The following is a 20,096-nucleotide window of genomic DNA, read 5'->3' as shown; positions in this document are numbered from 1 at the left end:
AAACAAAAAACATATTGAAGGAATGAGAAAACAGGAGAAAAATATCGAAATACTAGAGATTTTGGCGAAATTCACCTATTTTTAAAGGTTGCTTTTTTGGGGAGAACGATGAGCCTTGCTATCATTGAACTCCAAACCTGAACTCTTGAAAAAACAAAAAAAATTTTTCACTTGCACATAAATAACCAATAATATCCAACAATTGTCTCAAGTGACAAAAGACCTATTTATTAAATAAAAATCGACAAATCTAAATGAGTGATTTGTCGATAAATAAATTACTTAAACTATATATAGTTCACACACTTTAGTCGCAATTTATCTCATGTAGTTCCATTCGTTACTTTCATATTTTGTTTTTGCAAGTTCATTCACTGCTTCGACTTGTTCAGGTGTCAATGTTAATGCTTCAAGATTGATCCCCAATCCTGTTTCAAATCCGTCTTTAAATGCCTTCTTAGCTTCATCTAATTCAAATTTCCGATTTGTTAAATCATTCATGGCAACTGCCTTTTCTTTAAAGCCCTTAAGCATGCGTTCCTTTACTCTTTCGTTTGGAAAATTGAATAAGCTAAATAGCTTTTCATCCTCAATATCTAGAAGAATGGAACCATGTTGAAGGATCACTCCTTTTTGCCTAGTTTGTGCACTACCTGCAACTTTTCGTCCTTCTACTACTAATTCATACCAACTAGGAGCATCGAAGCAAACAGATGATCTTGGTGATTTTAACGCTTCCTTGTCTTCGTCGGTATTTGGTACTGCAAAGTAAGCATCCAACCCTAAGTTAAGGAAACCCTTCAATATCCCTTCCGATATGACACGATACGCCTCTGTTACATTCTTCGGCATGTCAGGATGTTCTTCCGAAACGATTACGCTATATGTAAGCTCATGCTCATGCAAGACTGCTCTTCCTCCAGTCGCTCTTCGAACAAATCCCAATCCTAGTTCATTCACCCGTTCAAGATTAATTTCTTTTTCAGCCTTTTGAAAATATCCAATCGATAAGGTGGCAGGGTTCCATCCGTAAAATCGAATAGTAGGTGGAATTAAACCTTCACTATGCCAGTTCAATAACATTTCATCCAAAGCCATATTATATGAAGGTGAACTGAATCCTGAATCTATAAAACCCCAAGTTTCCTTTTTCACAAGCTATCCCTCATTCATGTATAAAGTTTTTCAGTATGTGTACTAGATTATCAAAGATTAGAATGAAAGCAAGTGAAAAACACTTGTGAAATAATTCAAAAATTAATTTTGATATTGTAGTCAATGAATTATATAATAATGATTGTTAGACTGAAAAATGGCCAAGCCATTCTTCAATCATTATTTTCTGTTTTTATGGTTATGAGAGGAGCTATTCAGTGTGTCGAATCTGTATTTCTTTTTAGTCGTAATTTTTGCCATTATAGCTTATGTGGCTTTTACATGGTGGAATCAAAAGCGTGTCGTAAAAACATTGACACAAGACGAATTCATTGAAGGGTACCGTAAATCACAGTTAATCGATGTCCGTGAACCAAACGAATTCGAAGCTGGTCATATTCTGGGTGCAAGAAACATCCCATTATCCCAACTTAAAACGAGATTGAAAGAAATCCGTTCAGATAAGCCCGTTTTCTTCTATTGCCAAAGTGGAATTCGTAGTGGTAGAGCAGCTCAAATGTTACACCGCAAAGGTTACCGTCAATTGTTCCATTTAAAGGGTGGATTCAAACAATGGTCTGGTAAAATCAAAGCAAAAAATTAAGGAGTCCTTTATGGATTCCTTTTTTTATAATCAAATCAAAAATGAGAGCAGGTGAATTATGATTCTTAAAAGTGCAATCTATTCCCATCCCGACAAACAAGGTTACCCATTCAGCCTTCCAATCTTAAATCAATGGACTGGATTTGAATTCAATTCGCCTATAACTGTTTTTGTAGGTGATAACGGTTCAGGAAAATCAACCATTTTACATACGCTCGCAGCAAAATCAAAGGCACGAATAATAGCAGGAAGTGATTGGAATGACGCTGATCATTATAAAGAGGTTTTGACTTTATCTAATCATGTAAAATTAAGTTGGAAGCATCAATCAAATAATGGATTCTTTCTTCGATCTGATGACTTCATATCCTTTATTCGCAGACTTAAAGACATGAAGCGAGAAGCGAAGATGGAACTTGAAGCCATTGAAGGTACCTACTCAAATAAATCGATCTTAGCAAAACAGTTAGCCAGTTCCCCTCACCTAAAAACACTAGCAGAATTAAATCATTTGTATGGTGACGGATTAGAAACCCGTTCACACGGAGAATCATTCCTTGACTTTTTTCACTCCCGCTTAAGAGCCAATTCGCTTTATTTTTTGGATGAGCCTGAAACACCATTATCTCCAGCTAAGCAATTGGCGTTCATGTCATTGATATTAGAATATGTTAATAAAGGCAGCCAGTTTATCATTGTCACTCATTCTCCTATCCTGATGGCATTACCTGGTGCCTCAATATACTCCTTCCAAGACCAAGATATCCTACCACTTACCTATGACGAGTTAGAACATGTACAATTGACTCGAGACTTTCTAAATGCCCCAGAACGATTTACTAGGCATTTACTTAGTGAGGAATAATAAAAAAGGCCGACAAGTAAATGTGAACATGCCACATTTTTGTCGGCCTCTTTCATTAGTATTATACTTCAGTCAATACTGCTTCTTTTGTATAACGTAACACTGGTTTACGAGCAGCCAAGGTTTCATCTAGACGCTTGATGACCGTTGTGTGAGGAGCTTCCTGTACGATTTCAGGATTCTCTTCAGCTTCCCTCGCAATTTGAATCATAGCGTCAATGAATGCATCAAGAGTTTCTTTTGACTCAGTCTCAGTAGGCTCAATCATGATACACTCTTCAACATTCAATGGGAAGTAAATGGTTGGCGGATGATATCCGAAATCCAACAGACGTTTTGCAATATCTAGAGTACGAACACCAAGTTTTTTCTGGCGTCTTCCACTTAATACAAACTCATGCTTACAATGGCGATCGAATGGCAAATCGAAATGAGGAGCTAATTTTCTCATCATATAGTTTGCATTCAACACTGCATATTCAGTAACAGCTTTCAATCCATCTGGACCCATGGAACGAATGTAAGTGTATGCACGGACATTAATCCCAAAGTTTCCGTAGAATGGTTTCACTCGACCGATTGCTTGAGGGCGATTATAGTCGAATGTAAATACTTCTCCTTCTTTCACTAGAACTGGCTTAGGCAAGAAAGGAATTAAATCAGCTTTCACACCCACTGGTCCAGAACCTGGTCCCCCACCACCATGAGGGCCAGTAAAGGTTTTATGAAGATTTAAATGGACCACATCAAAGCCCATATCCCCTGGGCGGGCTTTTGACAATACTGCATTTAAATTAGCTCCATCATAATAAAGCTTCCCACCAGCATCATGGACAATTTGAGCCATTTCTAGAATATTTTCCTCGAATAAACCTAAAGTGTTAGGATTAGTTAGCATCAGTGCAGCAGTATCAGGACCTACCACTTTACGAAGATCTTCAAGATCGACTAAGCCATTTTCATCAGATTTAACCGTAATTGTTTCAAAGCCTGCAACTGTAGCTGAGGCAGGGTTTGTTCCGTGAGCTGAGTCAGGAACAACTACTTTTGTTCTGTTCAAATCACCATTTGCTTCATGGAAGGCACGAATCATCATTAACCCAGTCCATTCACCATGAGCACCTGCTGCAGGTTGCAATGTCACTTCATCCATGCCAGTGATTTCTTTTAAGTGTTCTTGAAGATCATACATTAATTCAAGTGCACCTTGAACTGTACTTTCATCTTGAAGTGGATGGATATTAGCAAAGCCACTGAAACGAGCAACGTTTTCATTAATTTTTGGGTTATATTTCATCGTACAAGATCCTAGAGGATAAAACCCTGAATCTACACCATGGTTACGTTTGGACAATGCCGTATAATGGCGCATGATGTCCAATTCAGATACTTCTGGAAGAGCTGTTTCTTGTTCTCTAATAAACTCAGTTGGCAGGATTTCAGAAAGGTCTACATTTTCGACATCCATTTCTGGAAGACTGAATCCAATTCTACCTGGTGTGCTTAGTTCAAAAATCAAAGGTTGATCTTGCTTATTCATGTCCATCCCCCAATTCATTTACGAACAAATCGATTTCTTCCTTCGTGCGAAGTTCTGTAACAGCAACTAACATATGATTTTGCAATTCTGGATAAGTTTGACCTAGATCGTAGCCTCCTAGAATGCCTTTTTGGAATAACGATGCATTCGTTTCCTTGATGCTTTTCGGTAGCTTAACAACAAACTCATTAAATGATGGACCATTAAAGACTACTTCGATTCCTTTTGAAGCGAAAGCATTTTTCGCGTAAAATGTCTTCTGGATGTTTTGAGTAGCCATTTCTTTTACACCTTTTTTACCAAGGGCTGTCATGGCAACTGAAGCAGCTAGCGCATTCAAGGCTTGGTTTGAACAGATATTAGACGTCGCTTTGTCACGGCGGATATGCTGTTCACGGGCTTGAAGGGTCAATACGAAACCTCGCTTGCCGTCTTCATCAACTGTTTGTCCTACTAATCTACCTGGAACCTTCCTCATCAGCTTGTTCGTGACAGCAAAGTATCCACAGTGTGGGCCTCCAAAGCTTTGCGGGATTCCAAAGACTTGTGCATCCCCTGCCACAATATCAGCTCCGAATTCTCCTGGAGGTGTTAATGCTCCAAGTGCCAAAGGATTGCTTGAAACGATGAACAACGCTTTATGGTCATGGACAATTTTTTCAATGGACTTCAAATCTTCAATTCTACCAAAGAAGTTAGGATATTGAACAACCACACCTGCAACGTCTGAACCCATTTCCCCAGCCAATGCTTCTAGGTCTGTTGTTCCATCTTTATATGGAATCTCCACTACTTCAATATACTGACCATCAGCATACGCTTTTAGAACATCTCTTGATTCAGGATGAACTGTAGCAGAAACTAAAATTTTCTTTCTTTTCGTTTGCCCAGCACTCAGCATTGCAGCTTCCGCAAGGGCTGTCCCACCATCATACATAGAAGAGTTAGCCACATCCATACCTGTAAGCTCACAAATCATAGTCTGATATTCAAAGATCGCTTGTAGTTCCCCTTGGGAAATTTCTGGTTGGTAAGGCGTGTAAGCAGTATAAAATTCCGAACGAGAAATTACATGGTCTACGATTGTTGGAATGTAATGATCGTAAACTCCTGCACCAAGAAAAGAAGTATATTGCTTTGTATCAGCATTTTTGGCAGCCAGTTTTGATAGTTCCTTTAATAAGGCTGGCTCTGACTTCGCTGATTTGATGTTATATTCTCCCTTAAAACGTACACTTTCAGGAATATCTTCGAACAACTCATCTATAGAATCTACTCCAATTGCTTGGAGCATTTCGTTCTTATCTTCTTCTGTCATCGGCAAATAACGATGTTTTATCATTTGAGAGGCCCCTTTCTATTTTCTAGGCTTTTTATAAAATGGAGTGGCAACAACCAGTGCTTTTAATTTCTTAGACCTAATTTCTACTTCGACTTCGGTTCCAAGCTCTGTATACTCACGATTTAGCAGCGCAAGTCCGACATTTTTTTTCAAAGTCGGTGATTGTGTACCTGTGGTCACCTCACCAATATTTTCTCCATTCACAAATACCGGATATCCATGCCTTGGAATTCCTCGATCAATCATTTCAATTCCAACTAGCTTTCTAGGAGCCCCATTTTCTTTTTGAGCTTTCAACACATCTTTACCAATAAAATCAGCTTCTTTATCTGTTTTTACAGCAAAGCCGATACCAGCCTCGATTGGTGTAATATCCTTTGATAGTTCTTGCCCATACAATGGAAGATTAGCTTCAAAGCGTAAAGTATCTCTGGCACCTAAACCAATTGGGAGTATTCCTTCTTCTTTACCCGCTTCTAGAAGGCTTCTCCACAATTTAGGCCCTTCCTCCGAGTTGCAATAAATTTCAAAGCCATCCTCACCTGTATACCCTGTACGAGCAACAAGGGAAATTACTCCATTCACATTGACTAAATCTTTAAATTTAAAAAATCCAATTTCGCTTAAATCTATATCTTTTACCAGCTTTTGAAGGATGTCCTGGGACAATGGCCCTTGTAGAGCGATTTGTGCAATATTCTGAGAGATATTTGTGAGTTCAACATCTCCTTCGACATGTTGATTCAACCATTCAAAATCCTTATCCGTATTAGCGGCATTCACAACCAACAAATACTCATTTTCAGATTTGCGATAGATGATTAAATCATCGACAGTTCCACCATTTTCATAGCAAAGGGCTGCATATTGTGCTCCACCATCTTTAAGTTTTGAAACATCGTTGGTCACCATTTTTTGCAAGAATGCTAAACTATCGGAACCTTTAACTACGATTTCACCCATATGTGATACATCGAATAGTCCAGCTTTTGTTCGAACTGTTTCATGCTCTTCCTTAATCCCAGCAAATTGAACTGGAAGATCCCATCCACCAAAGTCGATAGTTTTGGCACCACTTTCTTTGTATACCTCATATAAAGGTGTTCTTTTTAGTTCGCTCAAAACAATGCCCCCTCATCATCAGCTTTTTAGAAAACTTGGCTAGTGCCAAGCCATTGTGCCGGCGATCGCCTAGTTGCACTTATACTATCTTCCAACTTGCGACTCCTAAGTCAGGTTGCTCCTAAGATGTGCAAGATTGCTTTCAGATAGTACGAAAAAATCCAAAAATTCACCTTTCACTTTTTCAAGGGACTCTTTTCGTTAGAAAACTTGGCTAGCAAGTTGCCTATATACTACTATCCTGATTGCGCACTCTACAGTGTAGACTACAGCAAGCAAGCTTCAATAGTACAAAAAAGGACAGAGATGCGCCTTGAAAAAGTGCATCTCTGTCCTGTTACCTGAAAGTTTACCCATGATGTTAAATCATGAGCTTTCCCCTTTGGTGGCTTCCCTAGGAAGCACTCTCCAGAGTCGCGTCCAGCAAGAGTTCTTTTGCCTGAGAGATTCGCAGTTTTGCTTGCTCCTTCGGCGCCACATCATGTAGTCTCTCCCCATGCCTTCATTCGCTTATATTTACTTGTAAATTGGTGATACTACTTATTATTAATGAATCTATTATCATCCTATCACTAATTAAGAAATGTCTGCAATCTTTTTATGTAGATTTAGATAAAAAACTTATTGTTTTACTAAAAAATACAGTTATTGTTCGTATTTTAATGATAAATCAGGGGAATTTCTATTATTCATTGTCTATTAACCAACATAATCCGATTGTTCATCAAATCACTACTTATGAAATGATGTAAAGGAGTACAGTTATGAAAATTCAGGTAGAATATGATTCTTCATGGGAAGATGGCCTTCACGAGAAAATTTCCAATGATGGACCTTGGAGTAGCTGGGATGTTTTTAAGCTAGCATATAACATTGAGCAACAATTACTGGTTCCATCCTTTGAGGGATTGTTAGCTCCCTCGCACTTACCACAGCTCACCCCTTTACCTCACCAGTTGGAAGTTGCTAAACAAGTGGTAGAAAGGATGAACGGCAAAGCGATTTTAGCGGACGAAGTTGGATTAGGGAAAACCATTGAAGCTGGGTTGATTTTAAAAGAATATATGATTCGTGGTCTAGTAAAAAAAATATTGATCCTTGTTCCTGCATCCCTTGTATCTCAGTGGGCTTATGAGTTAAACAGTAAATTTTTCATTCCTGCTGTTGCACAGAAAAAAAGCTATGTTTGGGAAGCATGTGATGTTGTCGTCTCATCAATTGATACAGCCAAACGTAATCCTCACAAAGATATTATTTATAATCAAAACTATGATTTGGTCATTATCGATGAAGCACATAAACTAAAAAATAACAAAACTAAGAACTATGAATTTGTCCAAGGCTTAAAGAAGAAATTTTGCCTATTGCTAACAGCTACTCCTATCCAAAATAAAGTAGAGGAAATTTTTCACCTTGTATCTTTGCTCAAACCTGGACATTTAGGCAATGCGTCCTATTTTTCTGAGAAGTTTAAAGGAAAAGGCAGAAACATCAATGAGGATGCATATTTGAAGGAATTAGTAAATAAGGTCATGATCCGGAATCGACGTGGAGATACAGGGATTGAATGGACAAAACGGATTGTTGAAACCATTGTCATAGAATTCACACCAGAAGAAAGACAGTTATATGATGCTATTTCAAAATTCAAACCATATAGCAATGAATCAATTGGCAGCACCTTCTCTACCTTAACCTTACAAAGAGAGGCTTGCAGTAGTAGAGAAGCCGTTTTTTACACCTTAAAAAACATTCTTGAAAGAGCAGAAAATCCCTCTATTCAACTGAAGGATACAGTACAGGAGCTTGTAGGATTAGTAGATAAGGTATCCATTAATTCAAAAGCCCAAAAAGCCCTCGAGTTAATCCAAAGGGTTAATGATAAAGTGATCATCTTTACAGAATACAGAGCAACCCAAATGTACTTACAATGGTTCCTGAAGCAACATGGCATCAACTCCGTCCCTTTCCGAGGCGGATTTAAACGTGGGAAAAAGGACTGGATGAGAGAGCTATTCCAGAAGCATATTCAAGTTCTTATCGCTACAGAAGCAGGAGGAGAGGGTATTAACCTACAATTTTGTAACCATATCATTAATTTTGACTTACCATGGAACCCGATGAGGCTTGAGCAAAGAATTGGCCGTGTCCACCGTCTTGGTCAAGAAAAAGATGTCCACATTTATAATTTTGCGGTCAAAGGAACCATTGAAGACCATGTTTTAAAACTTTTATACGAGAAAATCAATCTATTTGAAAAAGTTGTTGGTGAACTTGACGATATTTTAACAAGATTAGATTTAACCAATCTTGAAGATTATCTCATTGATATAGTGGGTTCCTCTAGAAGTGAAGGAGAAATGAAAATCAAAATGGAAAACTTGTCTTCAATTATTGAAATGGCCCAAGAAATGAAGGAGGGGAACTCTCGTGCAGCAACATGAAATCCATCAATTTCTACTTCAATATTTCAAGAGCAATGCTTGTGAGATAGTGGAGAACACCCCTTCATACATGATCGTTCAATTGACCATTGATTTGGACAAGGCTCTCATGAACCGTCCTTTTTATTGGCACTACCTTGAAAAAACAGGCGGTATCCCAAATCCTAATAGACTTACACTCATTACCGATCCGACTTCCGTTCCTGAAGATGTAAAAGGAGAAGTCATTCATTTTGGATCGCCAAGACTTCATCAAATCTTTCAATCCGCCAAGAATTTAGGTAGTTACATCAGACTCTATGAAAATCCGGGTAGTAAAAGTTCAACACAAACTCCGCTTCACCCTTGGTTGAATGCGAACATTAAAGTATCTTTCCAATGCGATCGCAAAAAAGAACTATTATTTTCTTTAGGTGTCAATTTAATTTCTGGTCAGATTATGGAGGGCTTTCACGAGAAAGTTGTAAAGCTACCCTTGACCCCTAAGATTCCTGACTTATCATTCACCCTTTCCCCATTAATTATGCCTAAAAGTGGACTAAGTAGATTAGATCGATATGTTCGTTTACAGTTAGAGGACGAAGACCATAAATGGGCAGAAAATGCGATATTACGATGGGATAGTGACTTAGAATTGCTTGAACATTTCTATGCGGATATGGAAGACAAAGGTGAAACGTACCTTACTGAAAAAGATGCTTTAAAGGAACAATATGCACCGACTATACAAATTTCTGTGATTAATGGTGGTATGTTCTATTTATCCAATGAACGTATTTCCTTGACTTCATAATTCAATTGAAAAAGCTTCTAACAATTATCATTGTTAGAAGCTTTTTTCTTAAACAGCATGGAAAACGCAAAGGGAATGAAACCAAACCAATGGTATACAAGATCAGGTCTACCTTCTTTTCGTTCCAATCGAATTTTTTTCCTCTCGTCTTTTGGTTGATCGTAATACTTAACAAATTGTTGAGTCAAATATTTTACATAATCATTCGTTTTCATTTACATCACCCATTTGCAGTATTGACTAGGAACTACAGATTTATACGAGTGATGATTCCTTGAGCAGCTTCTTCAATCGATAAATGGGTAGTATCAAGGATAATAGGCGCTTCCATATAGATAGGCAATCTTTGTTCAAAAAGATCCCTTAGTTTGTTTCTTTTTTCACCTGCAATAAGCGGTCGCGACTCGTCCTTTTCCAATCGCTTCTCAATAACTGAAGGATCGCAATGCAAGTACACCCACATACCGTTATCGTTCATCCATTGTCGGTTTGAATGATTTAAAACAATGCCCCCACCTGTAGTGACTATTCCATTTTGCGTAGGTAGCGATTTTAGCATCTTTCCTTCGAGTTCCCTAAAATAGTCTTCCCCTTTTTCAGAAAAAAGATCTGTTATCGAACATTTTTCCTGCTGTTCTATAAGCACATCCGTATCATACACATTAGTTTGAAGCAATCGTGCAAGTTCTCTCCCAACAGAAGTTTTGCCACTTCCCATAAAACCCGTCAAATAAATTGTCTTCATGTTTCCGACCCCTTATCATCTTTCCGACCAACTGATGATTTTTTTCTCTATCATATCATATCCAAACTGGGCTTGTGCTTTCCCACCCATATGAGATGATGCAATTATCAACATTTGTGCCTTACCATGAGTTATAGACTCAACTCCAAAGTAAACCTCCCCGCCTGGATAATCCCATTTACCTTTCATACCTGGTTGAATGTTTTCATAATGGGCTGGATCGTGACTAGCCATATAAAGTAAATGCTCAACAACTAACTTGGACTCTGTTTCGACTATAAAATTCCGATATGAAACATACTGTCTTACCTTATTTTCTACTAGTAAGCACATTAGAAGCAACAACAATAATAGATATGGAAAAACCACACCTGATTGATTTTTGAGATTTCCTACACTTTTACTGAACATAAAATCTGATGATCCCCTCTTCAAAACCATTTTCATGTTGAACTTTGATATAAATAATGGAGTCCATGATTTCAAAGTGAGCATTAATAATATTTTGAAGCATTACTTCATGCCCTTGTCCATTCACCCTTCTTCTGATTTTGTTTTGATAGTTTTCAATTAAAATTAGACTGCTTTCAGATGTAAGATTCAGCTTATTATTTTGTATAGTAACGGATTTTGCATTACGAACCTCCTTTTTGAGTTGATTCAAAAACACTTCCCATTCTTGGTATTGAAAACTTTGACTTGGCTTATTCAGTAGACGGAAGGTAGTTGCAGTCTGTAAAAAAAGGGTAGCTATTATCAATAAACAAAATAAAGCTATCAAACATTCAATAAGCGTGAACCCTCTATCTTTTCGGAGTGATATCACATAGTTTTTGTTGGTTATTCCTCGAATCCACATACCCGATACATCCCTCCATATATCCGGGATTTCCCGAATAGATTTGTAACGTATATTTATAGACGGCTCCCTTTCTATGAATAAAGATTTCTAATGGATCTACTTGGCTTTCATCATTTTTTAATCGCTCGTACAAAAGATGTATACCAGTTAGCCGTTTATTCGCATCATTAGCGCTTCCTGCCACTTTAACCAACATTGGAATTAGGAAGGCAGCTATCAGTAAACAAGTAAAGAAGCCCGCTAATACATCCAGCAGTATTGATCCTTTAGAGTTCATTAAAATAAAACCTTCCTTTTCCGATTAGAAAATAAAAACAATAAACTTTCCCTTTTTCCTTTACAAGCCAAGTACCAGAATGAGTAAAGTTTCCATTTAAAGTAATAAAAAGTGTGAAAGTATTTAATGAGCCATACTCGATTTTTATACCTGTTGGAACTTTTTGTTCCACTAACTTCCCCCCTGAAGGTGTTGAGGCGAAATATCGATTATTTGTAAGGTCCAAGGTTAAATTAACCGTTTGCTGATGGTTGATTGCGAATTGTTGGATATAGTACAGATCTGATTCCAACTGTCTTAGAAAATCAGGAGCGTGTTCCTTAGTGATTACATGGGGAGTAAATGCGATGGTGATTGAGGATATTGTGATAAAGATGATCATTACGAATAATATTTCAATTAATGTGAATCCTTTAGAATCTTTTATTGATACAGGATCATTACTTCTATGGAGCAACGCTGATTTCTCCCTCACTGCTCAGTGCCAGGGAATCTCCATTTGGGCATGATTTCTGGATTATATATCCTCCTGTAACCAATTCATCCAGAGATGTAGGTAATTTATTATTGTCCAACTGATAAGCCTGTACTTGTGCTTGAACCATTTTCACAAAAGCATCACACCCTTTTTCCTGTATAGAAGCTTGTTGTTTTACGATATTAGGCACAGTAATAATTAGTAATATAGAAATAACCAACAAAACGATTAGCATTTCAATTAGTGTAAAACCTTTTTCATTCATCTTTTTTCTCCTTTAGATTGCTTCCATTATTGAAAACATTGGCAATAATACCGCCAAATATATCACTAGGACCATGAGACCAATGAAAATAAAAATGATTGGCTGCAAGAAGCGAATATACATGGCTATTTTTTCTTCTATTAAATGAATTAATAATTGACTATAGTGGAACAACTCTTTATCCAACTTACCGTTTTTGTTGCCATTTGCTATGACACTGCCAAAGTTTTGTTCAAAGTATGGTAGTTGATCAAACACCTGCCCCAACTCGTAACCTTGCAATAGACGTGAATAAGCATGTTCACCGATATATGTAAAAAACGGTTGTCTACTTTCCACCTGTAGCAACTCCATACACTCTAATATGGAGAGCCCCCCAGATAAAAGACTGCTTAATTGTCCTGATAAAAAATAAGTATCCAACAATCTTTGTAGTTGACCGCATAAAGGAATGGCTAAAATCCACCTTTTTCGTTTTTCAGGCATCAACTTACAATACCAAATTTTATAAAAAATCAAACTGATTAAAAACAATATGATTAACAAATATGGAATGTAGGTAACGATATTGAGAAATGAAAGTAACAGTACAAGAATCGGATTATCAGAAGAAGTTAAGCTGTTTAATAAAACGGAGAACTTAGGCAGAATAACACGGTTGACGATTTGAAGAATGAAAAGTAAAAAAATGAATAGGGATAGAGGATATAAAAATACTTTCTTTAATCTTTTTAAGTCTTCACAACGATTCTTCCAAAAAGTACCCCCTTCTTTTAACGCATGTGGTAGATTTCCGTATTGTTCTGAATAGTGTACATAGGAGATTAATTTCCTATTAAAGCCTGTAACCTCCAGCATTTCCAAGAGGGAATACCCTTGTTTCAACATTAATAGACCTTTTTTCAATATAATCTTTTTTTCAGCACTTTCTTGGGTCGATAAAAATGAAATTGCTTCTGTAAGGCTATATCCATGTTCCAATAGTTCCCCTAATCGAATAAGGAAATTGGATTGTTGCTCCATTTTCCACTTTGTCTTCTTAATCATTAATTACCCATCTTTCATATTCCTTTTCAGGAATAAATCCCAGTGCGACAGCCTTTTGCATTTCTTCCCTTAAACCCCTAGGAGCCACAATATCAATGTCTCCTTTCGCCTTTAAAAAAACAGAAGAAAGAGTCTTTCCGTGTAGAAGTTCATATACACCAGCCCTTTTTTCTCTGTTGTGAAATGTACAAAAGTGTGAACAATTCTCTCCACATATTGGACAATTCAGTTCGACTAAACGTTGTGCTGTTACTGCTATTAAGGTTTGCTCGATTTCCTGCCAGCTTACACCGAATTCAATCAATCGATAAATTGCACCTGCTGCATCCCTCGTATGCATTGTAGTCAATATAAGATGACCTGTCATCGCTGCCCTGACTGCAATTCTGGCGGTTTCTGCGTCACGTATTTCTCCCACCATGATAATATCAGGATCGTGACGAAGTGCAGCCTTTAAACCTACAGAATAGGTTATACCTGCTTTTTCATTGATTTGAACCTGTAATACTTCATCCGTTTGATTCTCAATCGGGTCTTCCAGGGTAATGATATTCCGATTGATGTGTTCTTTTGCATAATGCAAAAGCGAATACAATGTGGTTGTCTTCCCAGAACCAGTCGGTCCAGTAAAGATAATTAAACCGTGAGAATACTTCATTAGTGACATTAATTTATATGCGGCATTTGGGAAAAGGGTTAGTTGCTTGATAGGCATGATATTTTGCTGGGGAATCAGTCGAATGACTAGACTTTCGGCGTTCAATGCAGGTAAAGTTGATAAACGAAGGCCGATGCTCTTTCCATCTAATTGGTAAGTAAAAGAACCTGATTGGGGTCTCCTCTTTTCGCCAATATCCATGGAACCAAGAAATTTAAAATGAGAAACAAGTCTTTCGATACTGGGAATTTTTAAAAAATCAAGTGGGATAATACGATTGTCGATTCGAAGCTGGATGGAGGGGTCTCCTTTTCGTGGAAAGATGTGGATGTCAGAAGCAGAAAACCTCATAGCATACTGTAAGATTTTTTCCGCCAGTTTTTCGGTAGAATTCAAGGGCATCACCTCTTTTATATTTTTCAAAGACTTAATTCGACTTCATTCTACAACATTCCTTCTTTCTCTCAAAAATATTTCAAAAAAAACTGCCTAAGTTTCTATCCCGCTCGTACATATAAACTTATATAAAATAAACCCGACAAAAGATTGTCAAGATTACTCCAGAATTCTTTTTAATTCTTCAAAATTGATATGCACTTAAATAGAGTCCAATACTCAAAAACCATTTTCCCTCCAACAGCACCTAAAGTTTTTAAATCAATTGCTCTTGATTTGTATAACTTTTGTATATTATTTTATACCATTTTTTACATATTTGTGAACAATCGTGATTATGAACGAATTGTACCGGTCTTTCACATTCCAATGTATAAATGGCTGTATTATAATGAAACCAAAATATCGGTCAGAGGTGAATGAATTGGAACAAACATTAAAGATTACCAATGTTTTAAGCGACCCAACAAGATATTATATTTATCAATACATTACTGAAAGACATCAGGAAGTGACTGTACAGGAAGTTGCGGATTCATTTGATATTCACCCTAACGTGGCTCGTTTGCATTTATCCAAACTTGAAGATGTGAACATGCTTGTGTCAGAAACGAAGAAAACTGGAAAAGGTGGGAGACCAAGTCGGCAATATCGATTATCCGACGACGTGATCCAATTGCATTTTCCATATCGTGATTACCAATTATTAGCTAGAATCGCATTAGATACAATGGCTTCACTTGGGGAAGCAGGGATGAAAGCCCTGTATGAAACAGGTAAAAGGTTTGGGGAGGAATTGATCTATCAACAATTAAATTCATTACCTTTTACACATAATGAGTTATCTTTTGAACAAAAACTGAACATACTAAAAAATGCTTCTACAATATCAGGGTTTTATCCAGATTTCACGATTGATGAAGAAGAAACAAAAATTTTCTTTCAAATTCATAACTGTCCGTTCAAAGAAGTGGCAATCGATCAATACAATACCACTTGTAAGATGCATAATTCCTTCTTAAGAGGGATGTTCGGAGTGTTATTCGAAAATGTAGAGTTAATCGAGAAGGATAACATGACTTCTGGGTGTGATACTTGCACATATCTTGCAGTTGTCACAAAGTAGAAACAATCTATTCTTTACACAGGCTTATATTCTAATTTATAATTATTTAGTGATGAACCAATGGGAACAAAGGAGGGATACATAATGGAGCGCATGTACAGAGTTCTTGGGTTTTGGACAGGTATCTTTGCGATTATGTTTTATCTTGGCGATATGTATACAACATCATTAATTTTCTTTGGCCAAACAGGATTCTTTATTCTACTTAGCTACTTAAAATTATCTGAACGTATGTATATATACGTTTTTGGTGCTTATTTAACTGTTTTCTTCGCCGGATTTACTTATTGGACAACATTTATGATGGTGCCAGGAGCAGGCGGACATTAATATCCTACATAAAATCCCTTGAATCAAATGATTCAAGGGATTTTTGTATCTAGCCAAGATTTGTTGAAAAAAAGGTTATCCACGTCAATGGGAAAGTCTTTCACCTGAATGAGTGTTCTAAAATAAGAACTAATCCCCCCAGGCAACAACATATTTCGGACTGCTCTATTTCTTTTACTTATCTCTGAAAAAGGATTTGGATCAAAGCATTCCTGCAATTCTTCTAGTATGCCTGCTTGGAGAAGGAATCTCGATTGCTCCAATAAACTATCTGAATGGACTCCTTTTTCCTTTCCAATTTCTAATAGAGTGTCAAAATGAATATGGGTGGTCAAGTCCATTTCCCCAAGATTAGAAAACGGATGCTCAATCAGCTTATGTTTATAAAAACCCCTAATGCTACCCTGTCGATGTTCAGGAAGAGACCATTCTTCAGAGGTGTACCCATAATCAATAGTAAGCAAGACCGCATGGTTAAGTTTTTCTAAGAGGCTCGAAAAGTAGTGTTCCATCATCAGAGGTATTTCTAACCTTTGTCCCTCATTCAACCTGACGTTGTATTTATGCAAATAAGTAAGGATAGTTTCGTCTTCAAGTTTTTTCAGTTTTTCAATAAAAGAATCCTCATCCATTCCAACGAATAATTCGAACAGTTGTCCATTCTTTTTCTCAATAATTTGAACTGGAAAGGCATCGAATAATTCGTTAGAAAAAACGATCCCATCGAAATCATTAATGCTTTCAATATCTTGGACAAAACGGACGTTCTTAAAATCATTTAGCCTCTGTCTTTGGAGATCTTGATGAAAAGGGCTTCTTTCAACAATCGTATATTGAAGCTTATTGGCAATTGCAGGGGATTGCTCCTTGATAAAACTAAGCAAATCACCAGCAATCTTACCAGTTCCCCCTCCTATCTCTAAAATTTCTAAGGGAAGGGAAGTTTTTTCAAATATTTGGAGAAACCATCTTCCCAACAACCTTCCGAAGATGTCACCAACATTGCTACTTGTATAAAAATCACCGTCAGAACCAATTTTATTCTCAGCTCTTGAATAATAACCCTTTTTTGGATGGTATAGAACTGTCTCCATAAATTTCTGGAAACTGATGGTATTCCCCTCACTCTGCGAAAGTAAATCACTTATGATTTTTTTCATTGTAATAAATTAAAAACCATTCAAGAAAGGATTATGATCCATTTCTACAGAAATAGTCGTAACTGGACCATGTCCTGATAATACATATGTATCTTCAGGAAGGCTTAAAAGCTTAGAATGAATACTTTCTAGTAATTGACTTTGATTCCCGCCCCTTAAATCAGTTCTCCCAATGCTACCAGAAAAAAGGGCGTCACCAGAGAAAACAGCCTTACTTGGTTTATGATAGTAAGAAATACTTCCAGGTGAATGTCCAGGCGTTTCCAATACTTCTAATTCAAAATCGGAAATATTTAATTTCCCTTCACCTTTAATAACCTGCTCTGCGTCTTGGACAGAAATCACACTACCAAAAAACTTTGATCCATTCAAAGCAGGGTCGCTCAACCAAGATGTTTCCTTTTTATGAATATATGCCGATATGTTGTAATGCGATCTAATGCTGTCTAATGCACCGATATGATCAAAGTGTGCATGTGTTAATAGAATCGCTAATGGTTGTAGTTGATTACCCTTTAAAAATGAAATCAGTCTTTCTCCATCTCCACCCGGATCGAAAATAAGGCATTCTTTTTTTTGATTCCATAATATATAACAGTTTGTTTGTAAGGGACCTAAAGGTAATTGTTTCCAATTCAATTTAATTTCCTCCAATTTAATTATTATTACCTCCTATTTTACACTAAAAGCACTGGCTATTTCATGAAGCTTGCATGTTTTATGTACGAAGTTGGTAAAACTATATAGGTAAGGATAGCTAAGTAAAACTGTATCAATATTATAGGATTATACAATTTTGATGATTGAACCAGTTTATACAACTAACAAAATAATGGCAAAATGCATGAAAAAACCTTCGGGTTTATGACATAGAAGTGTCATTTTTTAACCTCGACAAATGTACTAAAAACCTATAAAATGTTATTGTATGCTATCTTTACTACATATTTAGTAGTTGATTAAACTTAGATTTAAAAAGGCGATCAAAATAATAAGTGAGGGGGCTATATATATGGGTTTAGTAGTAATTTTTGGACTTGTTACAATCCTTGCAGCATTCGGTACTATTAGTACGTTAAAAAACAAAAACTTCCTTGGTTTGGTTTTCGCTGCTGGAACATTAGCTGTATTTGGCTGGTTCACAGTTATGACTGCAATTCACCACGGAATACCGGTAGCACACTAATAAAATGATAAAAACCATTGGCCAGTGCCAATGGTTTTTTATTTTCGTAAGATATACGTCTAGACTACTCTAAATAAATCTTACTTTGTTTTGACTCGTAAATATCAACTACAGACTCCAATTGCTCTCCTATTAAGCATAAATCCCCACTTGGTGCACATGCAATATTTGAAAAATCGACATTATCCAAGATGACTTTCTTCTTCCCTTCCTTCCAATTGAATTGAATCAATGAAAAACCATCTTTGTAAGTATCAGCAATAGCCGTTTCATGGGGTGCGATTGTAATGACTTTGTTGTATGATTCATCAATTTCAATTGAAGGAATCATCCATTCTGAATAGCCTTTTAAAACGGGTAATGAAAACGAAGCTATTGGCGAAAATGTTTGATTAAATATTTCAAAAGTAGCCGAATCCTCATTGTTTTTTTCATTTACAGTAACTATGATGTTTTTGCTTAGAGTGAAAGACACGACTGAATCAAGTAGCTTAGTTTTCTTTCCACTATTATTTATGGACATCAGCGGAGCCGATATTGAAGGGTTCTCTAAATCCCAATTAATATAACTTAATTCATTCTCCCCAGTCCAACGTGCAAATGGTTGATCAATTACCAACTCTTCAAGCAATTTTTTATTTACATCAATAATGTAACTTCTAAAGGACCAATCTTCATAGAAACTACCTACATACACTTTACCGTTCTCATGAAAATTCCATTCATGGATTAAATCTACACCAGGCAGGGTGACCGTATATACCTTCTCACCTTCAACTGTGATAATTGATAGTTCCATCTGATTAGCTACTGACGACTGTACCACCAAAAGATACTTCCCTGATGGATCTACAGAAACATCAAAAATTGGTTTATGAGTTTCCATTATTTCCTCTATTTCTCCATTATAAAGGTGAAAGGATTTCAAAAATGAGGAATTTCCGTCTGAAGAGAGAAATAGTATCCTTTCATCATCTAACCAGTCAATTGATTTCTCAAAATATTCTTTTCCTACCAATTTAATACTTTTTGTGGAAGATAAAGATTTTCCAGAATGTCCTGCCCTCTCGTTTTTTTTGTTTTCACGATGTGTCTCTCCACCTGTTTTAGACTCACAGCCAGTTATAAATAAAGAACAAAAGAGGAAGCAAAGAATTAGGGAGATGGGAAACTTATTGGTAAATACTCGTGCTTTTTGTCTCATAAATAATTTGCTTCCTCCTTTCGTTAGGCAATAGTCCTTATCGACGATTAATTATTATAGTAATATCATCTTATAAAACAAAACAGGAATGCAAAAGAGATTATTGCACTTTTTTAAAAGATGATACTTTTTCCCTATCTAATGAGTGCTTCTTACGTTTATTAGTAAACATCCTTATACCCTATTTATCCATATTTATGTCCTATCCAACTTAAACATGTACCCATTGAAACCATTCTTATAATATTTAACCTTAACACTAGACAAGCTAGGGCATCGACTATTAAAAAGGCGAGCTTTCGGATCTCCTATTCATGTCGTTATATATTAGCAAGATAATATTAGTAACTTGGCTACCGCCAAGCATTGACGGTTCAAAGTACAAAAAAGTCCCCAGGAATGGACTTAACCCCGTCAAGTAGACAGCTCTAAAAAAGACTATGCAGCCATCGTGATTCGATACTCAATCGGAGCACGATGGTTTAGTCGTTTTTGGA

Annotated in this window: 23 protein-coding genes and 2 riboswitches; of the genes, 7 read left to right on the top strand and 16 right to left on the bottom strand. The window is 36.7% G+C overall.

Annotated elements, in window-relative coordinates; all coding sequences use genetic code 11:
• Positions 1-318: 318 nt before the first annotated feature.
• Positions 319-1,155, bottom strand: coding sequence for a lipoate--protein ligase family protein (locus G3O09_RS16780; protein ID WP_163102619.1), 837 nt, complete (start codon positions 1,153-1,155; stop codon positions 319-321).
• A gap of 220 nt (positions 1,156-1,375) precedes the next feature.
• Between G3O09_RS16780 and G3O09_RS16775 the strand changes: the two genes are divergently transcribed.
• Positions 1,376-1,759, top strand: coding sequence for a rhodanese-like domain-containing protein (locus tag G3O09_RS16775; protein ID WP_163102618.1), 384 nt, complete (start codon positions 1,376-1,378; stop codon positions 1,757-1,759).
• Between the two features lie 58 nt (positions 1,760-1,817).
• Complete coding sequence (locus G3O09_RS16770; RefSeq protein ID WP_163102617.1) at positions 1,818-2,624, top strand: AAA family ATPase; 807 nt, start codon at positions 1,818-1,820, stop codon at positions 2,622-2,624.
• 61 nt (positions 2,625-2,685) lie between these two features.
• Here the strand turns inward: G3O09_RS16770 and gcvPB are convergent, their stop codons facing one another.
• The 3 genes from gcvPB to gcvT are packed head-to-tail and all read right to left on the bottom strand — an operon-like array spanning position 2,686 to position 6,628.
• Positions 2,686-4,164: an aminomethyl-transferring glycine dehydrogenase subunit GcvPB gene (gcvPB, locus tag G3O09_RS16765; protein WP_163102616.1), complete on the bottom strand. Its 1,479-nt coding sequence runs from the start codon at positions 4,162-4,164 to the stop codon at positions 2,686-2,688.
• Positions 4,157-5,503, bottom strand: coding sequence for an aminomethyl-transferring glycine dehydrogenase subunit GcvPA (gene gcvPA / locus G3O09_RS16760; RefSeq protein WP_163102661.1), 1,347 nt, complete (start codon positions 5,501-5,503; stop codon positions 4,157-4,159). Before gcvPA ends, gcvPB begins: the two co-directional genes overlap by 8 nt.
• A gap of 18 nt (positions 5,504-5,521) precedes the next feature.
• The gene (gene gcvT, locus G3O09_RS16755; protein WP_163102615.1) at positions 5,522-6,628 is read right to left on the bottom strand and encodes a glycine cleavage system aminomethyltransferase GcvT; all 1,107 of its coding nucleotides are present in this window, start codon (positions 6,626-6,628) and stop codon (positions 5,522-5,524) included.
• A gap of 327 nt (positions 6,629-6,955) precedes the next feature.
• Positions 6,956-7,042, bottom strand: a riboswitch (glycine riboswitch).
• A gap of 3 nt (positions 7,043-7,045) precedes the next feature.
• A riboswitch (glycine riboswitch) is annotated at positions 7,046-7,134 on the bottom strand.
• Between the two features lie 258 nt (positions 7,135-7,392).
• On the opposite strand from gcvT, the gene G3O09_RS16750 reads away from it, so the two are divergent.
• The gene (locus G3O09_RS16750; RefSeq protein WP_163102614.1) at positions 7,393-9,072 is read left to right on the top strand and encodes a DEAD/DEAH box helicase; all 1,680 of its coding nucleotides are present in this window, start codon (positions 7,393-7,395) and stop codon (positions 9,070-9,072) included.
• Positions 9,059-9,865, top strand: coding sequence for a YqhG family protein (locus G3O09_RS16745; protein ID WP_163102613.1), 807 nt, complete (start codon positions 9,059-9,061; stop codon positions 9,863-9,865). The genes G3O09_RS16750 and G3O09_RS16745 overlap by 14 nt, the downstream gene beginning before the upstream one ends.
• A gap of 17 nt (positions 9,866-9,882) precedes the next feature.
• Here G3O09_RS16745 and G3O09_RS16740 read toward each other — a convergent pair whose 3' ends face one another.
• Genes G3O09_RS16740 through comGA form a run of 9 tightly spaced genes read right to left on the bottom strand, consistent with a single transcriptional unit; the run spans position 9,883 to position 14,593 of the window.
• Entirely contained in the window at positions 9,883-10,080 is a 198-nt protein-coding gene (locus G3O09_RS16740) for a YqzE family protein (protein WP_163102612.1), read from the bottom strand.
• Between the two features lie 32 nt (positions 10,081-10,112).
• Complete coding sequence (locus G3O09_RS16735; RefSeq protein ID WP_163102611.1) at positions 10,113-10,610, bottom strand: shikimate kinase; 498 nt, start codon at positions 10,608-10,610, stop codon at positions 10,113-10,115.
• A gap of 15 nt (positions 10,611-10,625) precedes the next feature.
• On the bottom strand, positions 10,626-11,021 hold the full coding sequence (comGG, locus tag G3O09_RS16730; RefSeq protein ID WP_163102610.1) for a competence type IV pilus minor pilin ComGG: 396 nt from the start codon (positions 11,019-11,021) through the stop codon (positions 10,626-10,628).
• Positions 11,011-11,469, bottom strand: a complete 459-nt coding sequence (gene comGF, locus G3O09_RS22795; protein WP_205439674.1) for a competence type IV pilus minor pilin ComGF — start codon at positions 11,467-11,469, stop codon at positions 11,011-11,013. Before comGF ends, comGG begins: the two co-directional genes overlap by 11 nt.
• Positions 11,414-11,749 carry a hypothetical protein gene (locus G3O09_RS16715; protein WP_163102609.1) on the bottom strand — a complete coding sequence of 112 codons (336 nt, stop codon included), beginning with the start codon at positions 11,747-11,749 and terminating at the stop codon, positions 11,414-11,416. Before G3O09_RS16715 ends, comGF begins: the two co-directional genes overlap by 56 nt.
• The gene (comGD, locus tag G3O09_RS16710) at positions 11,739-12,206 is read right to left on the bottom strand and encodes a competence type IV pilus minor pilin ComGD (RefSeq protein WP_163102608.1); all 468 of its coding nucleotides are present in this window, start codon (positions 12,204-12,206) and stop codon (positions 11,739-11,741) included. Before comGD ends, G3O09_RS16715 begins: the two co-directional genes overlap by 11 nt.
• Positions 12,196-12,492 carry a competence type IV pilus major pilin ComGC gene (gene comGC, locus G3O09_RS16705; protein ID WP_163102607.1) on the bottom strand — a complete coding sequence of 99 codons (297 nt, stop codon included), beginning with the start codon at positions 12,490-12,492 and terminating at the stop codon, positions 12,196-12,198. Before comGC ends, comGD begins: the two co-directional genes overlap by 11 nt.
• A gap of 12 nt (positions 12,493-12,504) precedes the next feature.
• Positions 12,505-13,539 carry a competence type IV pilus assembly protein ComGB gene (gene comGB / locus G3O09_RS16700; protein ID WP_163102606.1) on the bottom strand — a complete coding sequence of 345 codons (1,035 nt, stop codon included), beginning with the start codon at positions 13,537-13,539 and terminating at the stop codon, positions 12,505-12,507.
• Positions 13,532-14,593: a competence type IV pilus ATPase ComGA gene (comGA, locus tag G3O09_RS16695; protein ID WP_163102605.1), complete on the bottom strand. Its 1,062-nt coding sequence runs from the start codon at positions 14,591-14,593 to the stop codon at positions 13,532-13,534. Before comGA ends, comGB begins: the two co-directional genes overlap by 8 nt.
• Positions 14,594-15,017: 424 nt before the next feature.
• Here comGA and G3O09_RS16690 point away from each other — a divergent pair, with 424 nt between their 5' ends.
• Together G3O09_RS16690 and G3O09_RS16685 are read left to right on the top strand one after the other, a co-directional pair.
• Positions 15,018-15,719, top strand: coding sequence for a helix-turn-helix transcriptional regulator (locus G3O09_RS16690; RefSeq protein ID WP_163102604.1), 702 nt, complete (start codon positions 15,018-15,020; stop codon positions 15,717-15,719).
• A gap of 84 nt (positions 15,720-15,803) precedes the next feature.
• Complete coding sequence (locus tag G3O09_RS16685) at positions 15,804-16,049, top strand: DUF2626 domain-containing protein (protein WP_108670810.1); 246 nt, start codon at positions 15,804-15,806, stop codon at positions 16,047-16,049.
• A 32-nt stretch (positions 16,050-16,081) separates the two neighbouring features.
• Here the strand turns inward: G3O09_RS16685 and G3O09_RS16680 are convergent, their stop codons facing one another.
• Both G3O09_RS16680 and G3O09_RS16675 read right to left on the bottom strand, forming a co-directional pair.
• A complete protein-coding gene (locus G3O09_RS16680; protein ID WP_163102603.1) occupies positions 16,082-17,209 on the bottom strand; it encodes a class I SAM-dependent methyltransferase in 1,128 nt (375 codons plus the stop codon).
• Positions 17,210-17,218: 9 nt separating this feature from the next.
• Complete coding sequence (locus G3O09_RS16675; protein ID WP_163102602.1) at positions 17,219-17,848, bottom strand: MBL fold metallo-hydrolase; 630 nt, start codon at positions 17,846-17,848, stop codon at positions 17,219-17,221.
• Positions 17,849-18,221: 373 nt separating this feature from the next.
• Here G3O09_RS16675 and G3O09_RS16670 point away from each other — a divergent pair, with 373 nt between their 5' ends.
• Positions 18,222-18,395 (top strand): DUF2759 domain-containing protein, encoded by a 174-nt coding sequence (locus G3O09_RS16670; RefSeq protein WP_163102601.1) that lies wholly within the window; start codon positions 18,222-18,224, stop codon positions 18,393-18,395.
• A 64-nt stretch (positions 18,396-18,459) separates the two neighbouring features.
• On the opposite strand, the gene G3O09_RS16665 is transcribed toward G3O09_RS16670, so the two are convergent.
• Complete coding sequence (locus G3O09_RS16665; RefSeq protein ID WP_163102600.1) at positions 18,460-19,599, bottom strand: YqgU-like beta propeller domain-containing protein; 1,140 nt, start codon at positions 19,597-19,599, stop codon at positions 18,460-18,462.
• Positions 19,600-20,096: the final 497 nt, after the last annotated feature.

The organism is Peribacillus alkalitolerans (assembly GCF_010882125.1).
GTDB classification, from domain to species: Bacteria; Bacillota; Bacilli; order Bacillales; family DSM-1321; genus Bacillus_BN; species Bacillus_BN alkalitolerans.
The sequence above is the reverse complement of the archived record's forward strand: the minus strand, read 5'-3'. Positions and strand labels throughout refer to the sequence as shown.

Bases quoted from the DNA above. Each gene is read 5' to 3' on its own strand.
- G3O09_RS16670 (WP_163102601.1), top strand. From the start codon at position 18,222: ATGGGTTTAGTAGTAATTTTTGGACTTGTTACAATCCTTGCAGCATTC.
- comGB (WP_163102606.1), bottom strand. From the start codon at position 13,539: ATGATTAAGAAGACAAAGTGGAAAATGGAGCAACAATCCAATTTCCTT.
- G3O09_RS16680 (WP_163102603.1), bottom strand. From the start codon at position 17,209: ATGAAAAAAATCATAAGTGATTTACTTTCGCAGAGTGAGGGGAATACC.
- comGG (WP_163102610.1), bottom strand. From the start codon at position 11,021: ATGTTCAGTAAAAGTGTAGGAAATCTCAAAAATCAATCAGGTGTGGTT.
- G3O09_RS16715 (WP_163102609.1), bottom strand. From the start codon at position 11,749: ATGAACTCTAAAGGATCAATACTGCTGGATGTATTAGCGGGCTTCTTT.
- G3O09_RS16685 (WP_108670810.1), top strand. From the start codon at position 15,804: ATGGAGCGCATGTACAGAGTTCTTGGGTTTTGGACAGGTATCTTTGCG.
- comGF (WP_205439674.1), bottom strand. From the start codon at position 11,469: ATGTGGATTCGAGGAATAACCAACAAAAACTATGTGATATCACTCCGA.
- G3O09_RS16740 (WP_163102612.1), bottom strand. From the start codon at position 10,080: ATGAAAACGAATGATTATGTAAAATATTTGACTCAACAATTTGTTAAG.
- gcvPB (WP_163102616.1), bottom strand. From the start codon at position 4,164: ATGAATAAGCAAGATCAACCTTTGATTTTTGAACTAAGCACACCAGGT.
- G3O09_RS16735 (WP_163102611.1), bottom strand. From the start codon at position 10,610: ATGAAGACAATTTATTTGACGGGTTTTATGGGAAGTGGCAAAACTTCT.
- G3O09_RS16770 (WP_163102617.1), top strand. From the start codon at position 1,818: ATGATTCTTAAAAGTGCAATCTATTCCCATCCCGACAAACAAGGTTAC.
- G3O09_RS16750 (WP_163102614.1), top strand. From the start codon at position 7,393: ATGAAAATTCAGGTAGAATATGATTCTTCATGGGAAGATGGCCTTCAC.
- G3O09_RS16665 (WP_163102600.1), bottom strand. From the start codon at position 19,599: ATGAGACAAAAAGCACGAGTATTTACCAATAAGTTTCCCATCTCCCTA.
- comGC (WP_163102607.1), bottom strand. From the start codon at position 12,492: ATGAATGAAAAAGGTTTTACACTAATTGAAATGCTAATCGTTTTGTTG.